The following is a 13,426-nucleotide window of genomic DNA, read 5'->3' on the forward strand; positions in this document are numbered from 1 at the left end:
CCCGGCGAAGCCGAAGGAGGCCGCCGACGCCCTCGTACGGCCCACGTACGCCCCGTACGAGGGCGGCCTGCCGCCACGCTCCGCACGGCACGGGACGCCGTCGGCGCTCCGACGGGAACCGTCGCACAGGCCCTGGCGCGATCAGCGCAGGAGGCGGTCCAGGAAGTCGTTGCCGAACACCCGGTGCGGGTCCAGCCGGTCGAGGGTCGCCACCGCTCGCGTCCACACCTCCCGGCCGTAGCTGCCGGGCACCGCCGTGCCGAGCACCTCCGGGTCGCTCCACGCGGACTTGTCGGTGTACGCCCAGCCTTTGGACCACTCCGGGCGGGCGAGGGCGTACCCGCCGTCGTAGGTGCCGAGGAGGAACGTTTCCAGCTCGCGCAGGAACGCCTCCGCGTACGGCGTGCCGGGCAGCGTCAGCACGTCCAGCCACACCGCGCTGTCCCACTCGGGATGCTCCGGGCCCGGCCGCACCGCCGACAGCAGCGGTGCCTCGGCGCCGGGCACGCCGGCGTCGGCCGGCTCGTCCAGGCCGGTCACCCGGATCTCCACCGAGCCGTTGACCGGGAAGCGCCCCCGCGCGGCGTACGCGTCGAGCAGGGCCCGGTAGCGGGTGGTGAACTCGTGCACCACCCGCTGCACCCCGGCCCGCGCGGTGAGCACCGCGTACCCGTTCGCGGTCACCCGCAGCGTGGTCGGCCGCAGGTACAGCAGCGTGTTCTTCGACCGCCCCCACAGATCGGCGGAGCCCGTGGCCGCCAGCCCCAGCCGGGCCACCGTGAGCTGCGCGGCGCCCACCTGCGGCGCCAGATACCAGCCCGCGCCCGCCACCAGCCGGCCCACCAGATCGGCCACGAGCGTCGGCACGCTGTCCGAGAAGGGGTAGTTGTACGGCGAGGCGACGTGCCGCGAGCCGGGCGGCCGCACCGGCGTGACACTCCACTCCTTCAGCCACGGGAACTCGGTGAAGGCGAACCAGATCGCCTCGACCCGGCCCGAGCGGCGCACCAGGCTCTCCAGGGTGCGTTCGCCGGAGCCGGGCGCCGCGAACAGTTCGCGGGCCGGGATGTCGGTGCGGCTGACACAACGAAGGTTCCGGTCCGGGCCGACCCGCAGTACCGCCTCGGTGACGAAGGCCCGGCCGAGATGGGTCAGCAGCGCGGCACAGTCCGCCTCCTCGCGGCGGAACGTGCGCAGCACATACGCCCCGCTGTCCGCGTCCCACACCACCGCCGTCAGCTCCAGCACCCGGTTGCTGAGCGAGCCGTAGGCGCTGCCGGGCGGCGGGCGTTCGCCGTCGGCCGGTACGGCGGTGCCGTGCGCGTCGATCGCCAGGGCGCCGCCCAGGGTCAGATCGCCCGGCGCGGGCGTCGCGGTGAGGCCCAGGCCGTGTTCCTCCAGGAAGGTGAGCAGCGCCTCCAGGGTCACCCCGGCACCGGCGCGGACCGCCGAACCGGACTCCAGGGCCAGGCCGGTCAGATGCGGTGCGGTGTCGACCAGCAGGGTCCGGGTGTCCGCCGTCGTCCCCTCGGTGATCGTGAGCGGCGACCAGCCGTGGGAGCAGCCCCGCGCGCGGACCCGCCGGCCGTTGCGCCAGGCCCAGTTGGTGACGGCGAGGACCTGCTCCGGTCCGGTCGGGGCGCAGGCCCACAGCCCGTCGGCGGTGATCCCGCCCGCCCAGTTGCGGTACGCCGAGCGGTAGGGCCTCACCTCGGCCGGAAACCCGGGCAGTTCGGCCGAAGCCACCGCCGGATCGGCCGCGAGCAGGACCGGCACGGCGGCCAGCGCGGCGGCGGTGCGCAGCAGCCCGCGACGGCTGAGGGAACCCGAACCGCCGTACGGGAACGGGGAGTTGTCCATCGGGTGATCGATCACGGGCCCACGGTAAGGGCGCGCTTTGCGCCCACCTCGCAATCGTCCACCCGTGTCGCCCGTGTGGGTGAAAGGGCAGAGAACGCGCAGTCGGCACACGGGAGCCGTGCCGGAGCGGGCCCATCCGCGTCTGCCGGACCCGGATGACACACTGGCACCATGGACGAACGCGCATTCCGCAGGTCGGGCCAGTGGGCCTCGGTGGTCGGACTCGGTACCTGGCAGCTGGGCGCCGACTGGGGCGACGTGGACGACAAGCAGGCCCTGGCCGTCCTGGAGGCGGCGGCCGAGTCGGGGGTCACCTTCTTCGACACGGCCGACGTGTACGGCGACGGACGCAGCGAGGAGACCATCGCCTCGTTCCTGCGCGGCCGCCCCGATCTGCATGTGCTGGTCGCCACCAAGATGGGCCGCCGGGTCGACCAGATTCCCGCGAACTACGTCCTGGACAACTTCCGCGCCTGGAACGACCGCTCGCGCCGCAACCTCGGCACCGACCGGATCGACCTGGTCCAGCTGCACTGCCCGCCGACGCCCGTCTACTCCCACGACGCGGTCTTCGACGCCCTGGACACGCTCGTCGAGGAGGAGCGGATCGCGGCGTACGGGGTGAGCGTCGAGACATGTGCCGAGGCGCTGACGGCGATCGCCCGGCCGCACGTGGCGAGCGTGCAGATCATCCTCAACCCGTTCCGGATGAAACCGCTGTACGAGGTGCTGCCCGCCGCGCGCGAGGCCGGTGTCGGCATCATCGCGCGCGTGCCGCTCGCCTCCGGCCTGCTCTCCGGGAAGTACACCAAGGACACGGTGTTCGCGGCCGACGACCACCGCACCTACAACCGGCACGGCGAGGCCTTCGACCAGGGCGAGACCTTCTCCGGCGTCGACTACGCGACGGGCGTCGAGGCCGCCGCCGAGTTCGCCGCGCTCGCCCCCGAGGGCTGTACGCCGGCCCAGCTGGCCCTGCGCTGGATCATCGAGCAGCCCGGCGTGACGACGGTCATCCCCGGCGCCCGCACCCCCGAGCAGGCCCGTGCCAACGCGGCCGCCGCCAAGCTGCCGCCCCTGCCCGAGGACACGTCCACCGCCGTCCGCGCGCTGTACGACCGCCGGGTCAGGGACCAGGTCGAGCAGCGCTGGTAGGCCGCGCGGCGGGGACCGTTTGAACGGACGGCCGGGCGGTTACAGGGACCGCATGACGGAGGACGGACGGCGCAGGGGGCGCGACGAGAGCGAGGAGGAGCGGGCCGACCGGATGTGGGGTGAACTCATCCAGGAGGTCCGGGTCGCCCAGACGGGCGTGCAGATCCTGTTCGGCTTCCTGCTGACCGTCGCCTTCCAGCCCGCGTACGCCGAGCTGGCCCACGGCGACCGGGTCATCTACATCGTGACCGTCGTCCTGGGCGCCGGCGCGACCGGCGCCCTCATCGGACCCGTGTCCCTGCACCGCCTCGTCTCCGGTCGCCGGGTCAAGCCGCGGGCGGTGCGGCTGGCGTCCTGGATGACCTTCGCCGGCCTGGCGCTGCTCCTGGCGACGATGGCCTCCGCCCTGCTGCTGATCCTGCGGGTCGCCCTGCACGACAGCTCTGTGCCGTACCTGGTGTCGGCCGTCGTCGCCTGGTACCTGGTCTGCTGGTACGGGCTGCCGCTGTGGGTCCGGCACCGGCACACGGTCCGGCCGGACGGCCGGACCGCGGCCCCGGGGCCGGGCGGGCCGGGACCCGGCTAGGGGCGGACGTACGGGCGGGTCATGATCTCCACGTGGTGCCCGGCCACGGCCGCGGCAGAGACGGTCGACCCGCCCGGTTCGCCGTGGCGGGGGACGGCGTAGCCGCGGCCGGACGGCCTCGTCGCGCTGTTCGGGGTGGTCGAGAGCCCTGGGCGGCGAGGAACGCGTCCGCGCCGTGCCCGCGGCTCAGCCCCGCGGGTGGTCCTCGCGGGCCCCGCGCAGCGCGGTCAGGCAGCTGCCGATGGCCTGCTGGAGGTCCTCCAGACGCTGGACCATGTCGTCCTCGTAGAAGTCCTGGGCGTCGTCGAAGGTCAGCTCCTCGAACGCCTTGGTGGCCTTCTGCAGGCTGCTGTAGAACTTGGTCCGCCGCTCCTGGACACGCAGGCCGGGGTCGGCCTCGACCGTCTCGGCGACGAGCGACTTCATGGTGTCGTAGGCCTCGGTGGCCCACTCGCCGGTGTCCTCGGTGTCCTCCAGCTCGTCGATCAGCGACAGATGCCGTTCGGCCTCCTCGCGCAGCTCGGCGGGGGCGTCGACGGTCTGTCCGGCCGGCGTTCTGATCTGCCCGGACTCGGCGATCTGGCGGACGTAGCCGATCCGGTCCGCGGACCGGCTCTCGGTCGCGACGGCCTTCTTCAGGTCGTCGGTGCGTACGACGTCACGCGCCAGCTCGGCCTGGAGCTCGGGGTCCTCCCGGAGCCGGTCCAGCAGGGCGGCGCGGGCCGCGCGGGCGGTGGAGGGGTCGGCGAGGATCGCGGCGCGCAGGGCGGTCGGGTTCTCCGCGACCTCCAGCGCCTTGGTGGGGCGGATGCCCTCGGCCGCGGCGGCCTCGGCGATCGCGGTGCCGCGCTCGGAGGTGGCACTGTTGCGCGAGACGTAGTAGCCCAACCACACGTCCGCGTCCGGCAGTTCGACGTCCTGTCCGGGCTGAAGCGTCTCGAAGTGCGGGACGAGTGCGTCGTCGGCGGCCCGGTCCCAGGCCTTGTAGTAGCGCATGACCCGCTCCGGGGAGCAGTCGGCCAGCTGCGCGAACTCCTTCGCCGACACCTTCGCCGTCTCACCGGCGGCCTGCCCGCCCGGCCGCACGCTGCGGGCCACCATCAGCGCGAAGGCCCAGCCCCCGGTGCGGGCGTAGACGCCGAACTCACGGGCGTCGCGCGCCACGAGGTCGGACAGCGGCGCTGCGGCCGGGGCGGACGTCTCGGACGGGTCGATGACCAGGGTCACGGATGACTCTCCTGCAAGGATGGATCGAGGGACCGCATCCGGGAACGGGTGCGGACAGGAAAGCCTATATCGCCGCATTGGCGATGCTTTGGCGGGACGGTGCGGTCGCGGCCGTCAGGCCCTCGGTACGCGGAACGTCGCGAGGAAGGTCTTCAGCGCCAGCCGGTTCCCGGTGGCGTCCCAGGCCGTGGCCGCGGTGGTGAAGCGCAGTGAGAAACCCCGGTGGCCGCCGAGCAGGAAACCGCGCCCGAAGGTGTGCACCCGGGCGTCCCCGGTGCCCGCCAGCCACTCCAGGTCGGCGGCCCGGTGACCCTGGTACGTGGTGGCCCGCACGGAGCCGACGCGCTGGTAGCCGGGGAGCCGCTCCAGCTGCGGTTCGACGTCGTCGCGCCAGACGGCGACCGGGTCCGGGCCGACGCGCTCGCTGTAGGTGACCGCGAGCGTGGGGGCGCCGCCGCCCGGGCCGAAGGTGACGCGGTAGGCGTCCGTGACCCGCGAGGTGACGAGCCGCTTCCAGCCATGGGGCAGGGCCACGGAGAAGCCCTCGGGGGCGGTGTAGCGGTGATAGCCGGCGGGCAGGGCGGCCGGAGCCGGCGCCGAGGCGGTCGCTGTGGGGGTCGGTGTGGCGGTGGGTGTCGCGGGGTGTCGGCCGGTCGGGGTGGCCGAGGCGGCGGGGCGCTCCGGCTCGTGCGCGGCGCCGGTGCCCGGCAGCCGGTGGGTCGCGGCCAGGGCGGCGACGGCGACGGCGATCACGGTCAGCGCGCTGCCGGCGGCCACGGCCCGTCTGCTCCCCTCGCGCCCGGCGAGCCGCATGCTCGGGTACCCGCCGCGCAGCCGGGGCACGAGGGCCGGCCGCCGGTCCTCCTCGCCGTCCTCGTCGAGTGCCCGGGTCAGGGCCGCGCGGACCACCGGCCGGGTCAGCCGCTCCCGCGAGTTCTTCCGCAGCAGCCCCTGCACGGCCTGGGCGAGCGGGCCCGCGCGCAGCGGGGTGCGCAGCGGCAGCCGGTCCACCGCCTTCAGGGTGGCCTCGGGCCGGCCCCGGTCCCGGAACGGCGGCCGGCCCTCCACCATCGTGTACAGCAGCGCGCCCAGCGCCCACAGGTCGGCGGCCGGGCCGATGCGTTCGTCGCGGGCCTGCTCCGGCGAGGCGTACGACGGTGCCGTCAGCCGTGGCACCAGGGTGGCCCCGGCCAGTCCGAACCCGGTGACGACGACCGGGCCGCCGTCCCGCACGAAGACCTGGCCGGGGCTCAGCTCGCCGTGCGTGATGCCCTCGTCGTGCGCGACCTGGAGCAGATCGAGCAGCTCCAGACCGATCCGGGCCGCCCGTACCGGGTGGAACGAGCCCTCGCGGTCCAGGAGTTCGCACAGCGGCGTGCCGTCGATCCACTCCGTGACCGTCCACAGGGTGCCCGCCTCCACCACGGCGTCCACGACCGTGGCGACCTGTCCGGGACGCAGCAGCCGCATGGTCTGCGAGGTCCGCACGACCCGGGCCGTCACCCGGCGCACGGTCTCCTCGGCGCAGGCCTCCGGCAGCGCGGTCTGGGCCACCAGCCGGGGCTGCGCCGCCGCCACGTCCTCGGCGTACCACCACAGGCGGTTCGTCTCGCGGGCGAAGACCTCCAGGAGCCGGTACCGTCCGGCGGCCAACTCGTGTGCGGAGACGTGCGCCTTGACCATGGTCATCCCTCGCTGAGACCCCTGCTTCGTGTCTCCCAGGGGTACGCGGGGCGCGTGGGGGTGCGTTCAAAGAATTCCCGGATGCGCCCCCTTTTCCGTGGATTCCGGGACGCGTCCCGCCGTGTGGAGTCCGGAGCGCGCCCCGCGCCGCTCACTCGCCGCTCACATCAGCCCGAACCGGTCGGCCCACCCGGTCAGTTCCCGGGGTGTCGTGTTGCCGCCGCACACCACGAGTCCCAGCCGGGCGCCGTCGCCGACCCGGTCCAGCACCTGCCGGGCCGCCGGCAGCAGACAGCCCGCGGCCGGCTCGGCCCACACCTTGGCGTGGCCGGCGAGGTCCAGACAGCCCTGCACGGCGTCCCGGTCCGGGACCACCAGTACCTCCTCGACCAGGGCCCGGACACGGTCGTAGGTCAGCTGGGACACGGCGGGCGCGCTGAGCGTGGTGACCAGGGACGACAGCGGCACCGGCACCGGTCCGCCCGCCTTCAGCGCGCCGGACATGGCCTCGGCGCCCTCCGTCTCCACGCCCCACACGCGCACCCCCGGCCGCCGGGCGGCGAGCGCCACCGCGATCCCCGCGATCAGACCGCCACCGCCGATGCTGACGACGACGTCCGTCAGTCCGGCCGCGTCCGTGACGTCCTCGGCCAGCTCCAGCCCGACCGTGCCCTGCCCCGCGATGACGACCGGGTCGTCGAACGGGTGGACCAGGGTCAGCCCCTCGTCCCGCAGCCGCGTCACCAGCTGGAACGCGCTGTCCATACCGTCGGTCAGCCGCACCGACGCCCCGGCCGCCCCGGCGAGTTCGATGGAGCGCGCGGGTGCGGTCCGGGGCATCACCACGGTCGCCTTCACATCGAGGGCGGCCGCCATCACCGCGAGGGCGATGCCGTGGTTGCCGCCGCTGACCGCGACCACGCCCGCCGCCCGCTCGGCCTCGCCCAGCGACAGCAGTTTCGCCGTGGCCCCGCGCGCCTTGAACGAGCCGGTGCGCTGGAGCAGTTCGAGCTTGGTGGTGACCGGGACGCCGAGCAGCTCGGTCAGCCCCGGACTCGGTACGGTCGGCGTCCGTACGACGTGTCCGGCGATGCGTTCCGCGGCGGCTTCGATGTCCGAGATGCCGATCAAGGTGCCTCACCCTTCCGGCGCGGGGGTGGGAACCGCGCCCCTCGCACCCTGACCCGCGAGGACTCCCCAGGTCAACACCGTTTCACCGGCGTCCCGCAGGGCCTCACAGCTCGCGGCTGACCAGGTGGTCGAGGAGTCCGAGCAGGTCACCGGTGGCTCCGGCGGCCAGGGGCAGGCCCGTGAGGAGTTCCCGGGCGGTGGCCGTGTGCGCGCGGGCCTCGGCCAGTGCCGCTTCGCGGCCGCCCACCGCCTCGATCAGCGCCGCCGCCTCCGCGGCCCGCCCCGGGCGGCCGAGCAGCCCGGGCAGCCGGTGGGCCGCGGGAGAACCCAGCGCGACCAGCACCGGGAACGTCATCTTGCGCTCGCGCAGATCACCGCCCGCCGGCTTGCCGGTGACGGCCGGGTCGCCCCAGATCCCCAGCACGTCGTCGACCAGCTGGAACGCGATGCCGAGCTGTCGTCCGGCCTGCTCCAGCGCGGTGACCGTGGCCTCGGACGCCCCGCCGAGCGCGGCGCCCAGTGCGACGGCACAGCCCAGCAGGGCACCGGTCTTGCCCTCCACCATCGCCCGGTACTCCTCGGGCGTCACGCGCTCCGGGCCGGTGCCGGGCCGGGCGGCGAACAGCAGGTCGTCGGCCTGGCCGCGCACCAGGTCGGCGAGGGCTGCCGAGAGCAGCCGCACGGCCCCGGGACCCTGGGGTGCGCAGGCGAGCGTCTCCACCGCGAGGGCGAACAGGGCGTCCCCGGCCAGCACCGCGGGTCCGGTGCCGTATGCCTTCCACACGGCCGGGCGGCGCCGCCGGGTCCCGTCGCCGTCCATGATGTCGTCGTGCAGCAGCGAGAAGGCGTGCACCAGCTCCACCGCGACCGCCGCCGGGACACCGGCCCGGCCGTCGGCGCCCGCCGCCTCGGCGCCCAGCACCGCGAGCGCCTGCCGTACGCCCTTGCCGCCCGGTGCGGCCGCGGGCGCCCCGCCGACCTCGCACCAGCCGAAGGAGTACGCGGCCATCTCGGCCACCCACGGATGCAGCCCGCCCACCGCCCGCTCCAGCGCCGGTCGCACCAACTCCCGGCAGCGGTCGAGGACTTCGGACGCGGAGGGCGGTGCTTGGACGGTGGTCACCGGGCGACCTCCGTGTCGAACTCCGCACCGTGCTCGGCGCCGTGCTCCGCGTCGTGCTCCGTGTCGAGATCCCGGTCGAGGCGGAACTCCTGCTGGGCCCGGGCGACCATCTCGCGTGCGTGCTTCAGTCCGCTGCGCTCCAACGTCCTTGCCAGATCGGCGAGTTCGGCCGCCGTCTCGGCGTGGTCCCGGCCGAGCCGCGCCAGCGACTTGGCGAGGCCCAGCCGGGCCAGCGCCTCACCGCGCGGCTCGCTCATCGCGCGGAACTCCTCCAGCGCCAGCTCGTACAGATCCCGCGCCTCGGTGTAACGCCCGGCGCGGTAGAGGACGTTGCCGCGCATCTTGTGGTTGTAGGCGAGCGCGCTGGACAGGTTCATCGCCCGGCAGCCGGCCTCCGCCCGGGACAGCAGCTCCAGCGCCCGTTCGGTGTCCCCGTCGCGGACCGAGAGGATGTCGGCGAGGCCGCGCAGCGCCCAGGCGTGCCCCCGCCGGTCCTCGGCCCGCTCGGCTATCTCCGCCGCTTCCTCGAACAGGGCGTACGCCCGGTCGTGGTCCCCGGTGTTGCGGTGCATCTGCGCGATGCCCTCCAGCGCCCACACCGTGTGCCGGGCCTCCCCGCGCCGCCGGGCCTCGGCCAGCAGCTGCTCGTGCAGCCGGCCCACCGCCTCGTAGTCGCCCTGGATACGGCCGGTCTCCGCGAGCCCCGCCAGCGAGTAGCCGCGGCACACGACGTCCCCGCCGCGCTCGCCGAGTTCGGCCGCGAGCCCGAGCAGCCGCCAGGCCAGTGGGAACGCCCCGCGCTGGCGGGCGAGGGTGCCGCCGCTCCACAGGGCCCACGCCATCGCGCCGGTGTCGCCGGCCTCGCGGGCGGCACGGTAACTCGCCTTCCAGGCCCGGTCAGCGTCCTCGATCCGGCCGAGCCGCCGCTGTGCCTCGGCGACGGCGAGCCCGCAGCGGGCCGCCTCGGCGGGCCGGCCGGACCGTTCGGCCTCACGCAGCCGCTCGGTGCCCTCGGCCAGCACGTCGACCAGCGAGGAGTTCACGGACAGGGTGGTCAGGGCGCCCTGGTACTCCGGGGCGAAAGCCTTGCCGTACATACGCACCTTTCTATACACGGAGCGTATACATCCTGCGTATACATCACGTGTATAGGGATCGGGAAATCGCCCCGGCCCAGGAGGCCGGGGCGGTCATCGGTCTGTTGTCGATCAAGACGCCGGTACGGCGGCGGGGGTTGCCCGTGCGGCGCGGATCACCTTGTGAAGGTTCAGTGCTGCTGGGCCTTCTGCGGGGTCGCCTCGCTCGGGCGTACCACGACGAACCCCTCGCCCTGGAGCATCAGTTGCACGGCCTCGCCCGAGCCGCCGCGCAGCATGGAGCCGAGGGACTGGGAGCGGTGCAGCGAGGTCTGCAGGTGCGCGGTCCAGCCGACCACCGCGTCCGTGTCGACGTACACCGGGGACTGCGCGGAGACCGGGATGACCAGCGGATTGCCCTCGCAGACCAGACCGAGCCGGCCCTGCCCGCTGAACACGCTGTTGAACAGCCCGCCGCCGGCGATGCCCGAGCCCTTCACCGTCTTGATCTCGTACGACAGCGAGGCGTCGAAGCACAGCACGTTGCGGCCGTTGACCGTGAACTGGTCGCCGGGCTCCACCTCGACGATGAAACAGTTCTGCGCCTCGTGCGCGAACCAGGCCTCGCCCTGTCCGCGCACCGCCATCAGGGGCAGTCCCTCACCGGTGACCGCACGCTTGAGCATGCCGCCGACGCCCTGGCCCTTGCGCTCGAACTTCAGGTCGCCCCGGTAGGCGACCATCGCGCCCTGGCGGGCGTACATCTCGCCGCTGACCGTGTACCGGACGCACTTGGCGTTCTCGACGGACATGCCTGCCTGCGTGGCCGGCTGCACCACGTGCTCACTGGAAAAGAGATCACCCTTCATGCCGCGCATGGTGTCCCGGAACCTGCCGTTCCGCCAAGATCACGGAGCGTGGCCGGTCAGCCACCGAACAGCTGGGTCCAGTAGGTGCCTGCCCGGCCGCCGCCCGCGAAGCCGATGCCCAGGTGGCCGAACTCCCGCTTGAGGATGTTGGCCCGGTGCCCCGGGCTGTTCATCCAGCCCGACACGACCTCGGCGGGGGAGCGCTGGCCGCAGGCGATGTTCTCGCCGATGGTGCGTCTGCGGGAACCCGCCGCGGCGGCCCGGTCCCAGGGCTGGGCACCGTCGGGGGAGGTGTGGGCGTAGAAGTCGCGGGCCACCATGTCCGCGCAGTGCGCCTGCGCGGCCGCCGTGAGCAGCGGGTCGACGGCCAGCGGGGGAAGACCGGCCCGCCCGCGCTCGGTGTTGGTGAGCGCGACGACCTCGGCGGCCGTGCGGGACAGCGCGTCCGGGGTCAGGGGAGCGGCCCACAGTGCGGTCCAGTACCGGTCGCCCGCGTCGGCGTGGGCCAGGGCGGCATGCCGGAAGGCCGGATCGAGCAGAGTCCGCCGGGAGCGCTCGGAGCCGAGGCAGTACTCCACGAACTCCGCCGGAGTGCGCGGCCCGGAGACGAGATGCTCGCCGACGCCGATGTACGCGTATCCGGCGCCGGTGATCCGCTGATGGACCGAGACGCCGTCCCGCCCCTCGGCCCCGAGCCGCCCGGCATCCGCCATGGCCCGGGCGTGCGAGCGCGCGGCGGAGGCGAGGCGCGGATCGAGGGCGATGCGCGGTGAACCGGCTTGTATACGGGCCGAGTTGACCAGCCGGAGGAAGTCGTCGGCGGCGGTGGAGGGGGAACCGGGCGAACGCGGCGCCGGTACGGCCGCCCGGTCCTGCCCGCCGTCGTCGCGGACGTCCACACCGAAGTTCCGGGCGAGTCCGGCCAGCCCGTCGGCGTACCCCTGCCCGATCGCCCGCAGCTTCCAGCCGGAGCCCGCCCGCAGATACAGCTCGGCGATCAGCAGCACCGTCTCCGGACCGGGAGGCGGCGGCGTGAACCGGGCCACCGCACGGCCGGCTCCGTCGGCGACCTCGAGCCGGGGAGCGGACAGCCGCGCCCCTGGCTCGGCGGCGCTCACGACGACGGTGACCCGGCACGCGCCGGCCCGCAGCCGCCCCGGCTCGACGGCGAGGGTGTCACCGCGCAGCCGTACCCCGGGCGCATCGGGCTGGTTGTAGAACACGAAGTCGGCATCGGACCCGACCTTGCCGTCCGCCCCCGTGACGAGGGCGGACACATCGAACTCCCCGCCGACCCGGAGCCGTACCGCGCCCTCGGGCAGGACCAGGTTCCCTCCGGCCGTCAACTCCTGCGTCATGCCTGCCAACCTAGAGGGGCGCGGGGCTGTACCGCCTACCCCTTGGCCGCCTTCCCGGTCTTCCCGCAGAACGCGGATTCCAGCACACCGGTCATGGCGCTCTGCACCTTCGCGTTGTTGGACGTGTTGGCGACAGCCGCAAGACTGCGCGTACCGTCCTTCGTGGCGAAGGCGTACGTGTAATACCCCTGCACGATCCCGGTGTGCCCGTACACGGAGACCCCGCACGGCAACTCGCGCCTGCGCAGCCCGAGCCCGTATGCCGTCGTGCTGTCGACCCGGTTGAACTTCTCCATCTCGCCCAGCCGCGCGGCGCTCAGCAGCCTGCCGCTCAGCAGCGCGGAGTAGAACGTGTCGAGATCCCGCGCGCTGGAGATGATCGCCCCCGCGCTCTGCGCCCACGACACCGTCTGGGCGGTGGCGTCGACCAGCGGATCGCCGGTCCGGTCGGGGGTGAGGTAGCCGCGGGCGTACCGGCCCGGGATCGTGGTCTTGGGGTGGACGTAGAACGTGTCGCGCAGCTTCAGCGGCTTGAAGACGCGGTCCTCGTACGCCGTGCGCACGGACTGCCCGGTGAGCTTCTCGATGAGCATGCCGACGATGACGAAGTTGGTGTTGGAGTAGGAGTACGCGGCGCCGGGCGCGTTGGTGCGCGGCTTCTTCAGCGACAGGGCTACCAGCTGGCGGTAGGTGAAGACCTTGTTCCGCACCGCCTCGAAGCCGGACACGCTGTCGGCGAACATGTCGTTGGTGTAGTCGTACAGCCCGCTGCGGTGACTCAGCACCTGGCGGACGGTGATCCGGTCGTCCGGCAGCAGCTTCGGCAGGTAGCGGTTGACCGGCGCGTCGAGCGCCAGCCGGTGTTCGTCGACGAGCTGGAGCAGGACGACGGCCGAGAAGGTCTTCGTGACGCTGCCGATACGGAACCGGTCGTCGGCGGTCAGGGCCCGCCGAGTGCTCCGGTCGGCGAGGCCGCGCGTCAGCTTGTACGCCTTGCCGTGGTCGTCGATCCGGGCCAGGGCGCCCGGCGCGCCCGCGGTCACCGCCGACCGCAGCGCCGCGTCGACGCCCGTGGTGTCGGGCGCAGCGAGCGCCGCCGCCCCGGGAGTGTCCGGCTCCGCGGTCGCGGCCCGCGCCGGGACCGCGAGGAGCGAGAGCGCGACCGCTCCGAGAACCGCGCCCCGTCCTACCACCGCTGCTGAGACCATTCGGCACCCACTTCCCTCGATACGACTGGTGATGACGACTCATGTGACAACGACTTGTGATGCGACGTCGGTCACATTCCGGCCCTGGAACCTAGGGGATTGAGTCATCGTCTCCACAGTTGACACACAGTTGGTCATCCTGTGATCACC

11 protein-coding genes are annotated in these 13,426 nt (G+C 73.6%); 2 read left to right on the plus strand and 9 right to left on the minus strand.

What is annotated here, in order from left to right; genetic code table 11:
• Positions 1 to 141: 141 nt before the first annotated feature.
• Positions 142 to 1,860, minus strand: coding sequence for a cholesterol oxidase substrate-binding domain-containing protein (locus ADK64_RS17400; RefSeq protein WP_053660007.1), 1,719 nt, complete (start codon positions 1,858 to 1,860; stop codon positions 142 to 144).
• A gap of 171 nt (positions 1,861 to 2,031) precedes the next feature.
• On the opposite strand from ADK64_RS17400, the gene ADK64_RS17405 reads away from it, so the two are divergent.
• Positions 2,032 to 3,015 carry an aldo/keto reductase gene (locus ADK64_RS17405; protein WP_053659906.1) on the plus strand — a complete coding sequence of 328 codons (984 nt, stop codon included), beginning with the start codon at positions 2,032 to 2,034 and terminating at the stop codon, positions 3,013 to 3,015.
• A 52-nt stretch (positions 3,016 to 3,067) separates the two neighbouring features.
• Positions 3,068 to 3,601 carry a DUF6328 family protein gene (locus ADK64_RS17410; protein ID WP_053659908.1) on the plus strand — a complete coding sequence of 178 codons (534 nt, stop codon included), beginning with the start codon at positions 3,068 to 3,070 and terminating at the stop codon, positions 3,599 to 3,601.
• Positions 3,602 to 3,787: 186 nt separating this feature from the next.
• Here the strand turns inward: ADK64_RS17410 and ADK64_RS17415 are convergent, their stop codons facing one another.
• The 8 genes from ADK64_RS17415 to ADK64_RS17450 form a co-directional block, all read right to left on the minus strand.
• A complete protein-coding gene (locus ADK64_RS17415) occupies positions 3,788 to 4,828 on the minus strand; it encodes a hypothetical protein (RefSeq protein WP_053659910.1) in 1,041 nt (346 codons plus the stop codon).
• A gap of 114 nt (positions 4,829 to 4,942) precedes the next feature.
• The gene (locus ADK64_RS17420) at positions 4,943 to 6,517 is read right to left on the minus strand and encodes a protein kinase domain-containing protein (RefSeq protein WP_053659912.1); all 1,575 of its coding nucleotides are present in this window, start codon (positions 6,515 to 6,517) and stop codon (positions 4,943 to 4,945) included.
• A gap of 156 nt (positions 6,518 to 6,673) precedes the next feature.
• Positions 6,674 to 7,642, minus strand: a complete 969-nt coding sequence (locus ADK64_RS17425; protein WP_053659913.1) for a threonine/serine dehydratase — start codon at positions 7,640 to 7,642, stop codon at positions 6,674 to 6,676.
• A gap of 103 nt (positions 7,643 to 7,745) precedes the next feature.
• A complete protein-coding gene (locus tag ADK64_RS17430; RefSeq protein WP_053659915.1) occupies positions 7,746 to 8,765 on the minus strand; it encodes a polyprenyl synthetase family protein in 1,020 nt (339 codons plus the stop codon).
• Positions 8,762 to 9,862, minus strand: a complete 1,101-nt coding sequence (locus ADK64_RS17435; protein ID WP_053659917.1) for a tetratricopeptide repeat protein — start codon at positions 9,860 to 9,862, stop codon at positions 8,762 to 8,764. Before ADK64_RS17435 ends, ADK64_RS17430 begins: the two co-directional genes overlap by 4 nt.
• A gap of 170 nt (positions 9,863 to 10,032) precedes the next feature.
• Positions 10,033 to 10,710, minus strand: coding sequence for an AIM24 family protein (locus ADK64_RS17440; protein ID WP_053660009.1), 678 nt, complete (start codon positions 10,708 to 10,710; stop codon positions 10,033 to 10,035).
• A 56-nt stretch (positions 10,711 to 10,766) separates the two neighbouring features.
• Complete coding sequence (locus ADK64_RS17445; protein WP_053659919.1) at positions 10,767 to 12,068, minus strand: CAP domain-containing protein; 1,302 nt, start codon at positions 12,066 to 12,068, stop codon at positions 10,767 to 10,769.
• A gap of 35 nt (positions 12,069 to 12,103) precedes the next feature.
• A complete protein-coding gene (locus ADK64_RS17450) occupies positions 12,104 to 13,276 on the minus strand; it encodes a serine hydrolase domain-containing protein (RefSeq protein WP_053659922.1) in 1,173 nt (390 codons plus the stop codon).
• Positions 13,277 to 13,426 lie beyond the last annotated feature (150 nt).

The organism is Streptomyces sp. MMG1121, from assembly GCF_001280015.1.
Classification (GTDB): Bacteria; Actinomycetota; Actinomycetes; order Streptomycetales; family Streptomycetaceae; genus Streptomyces.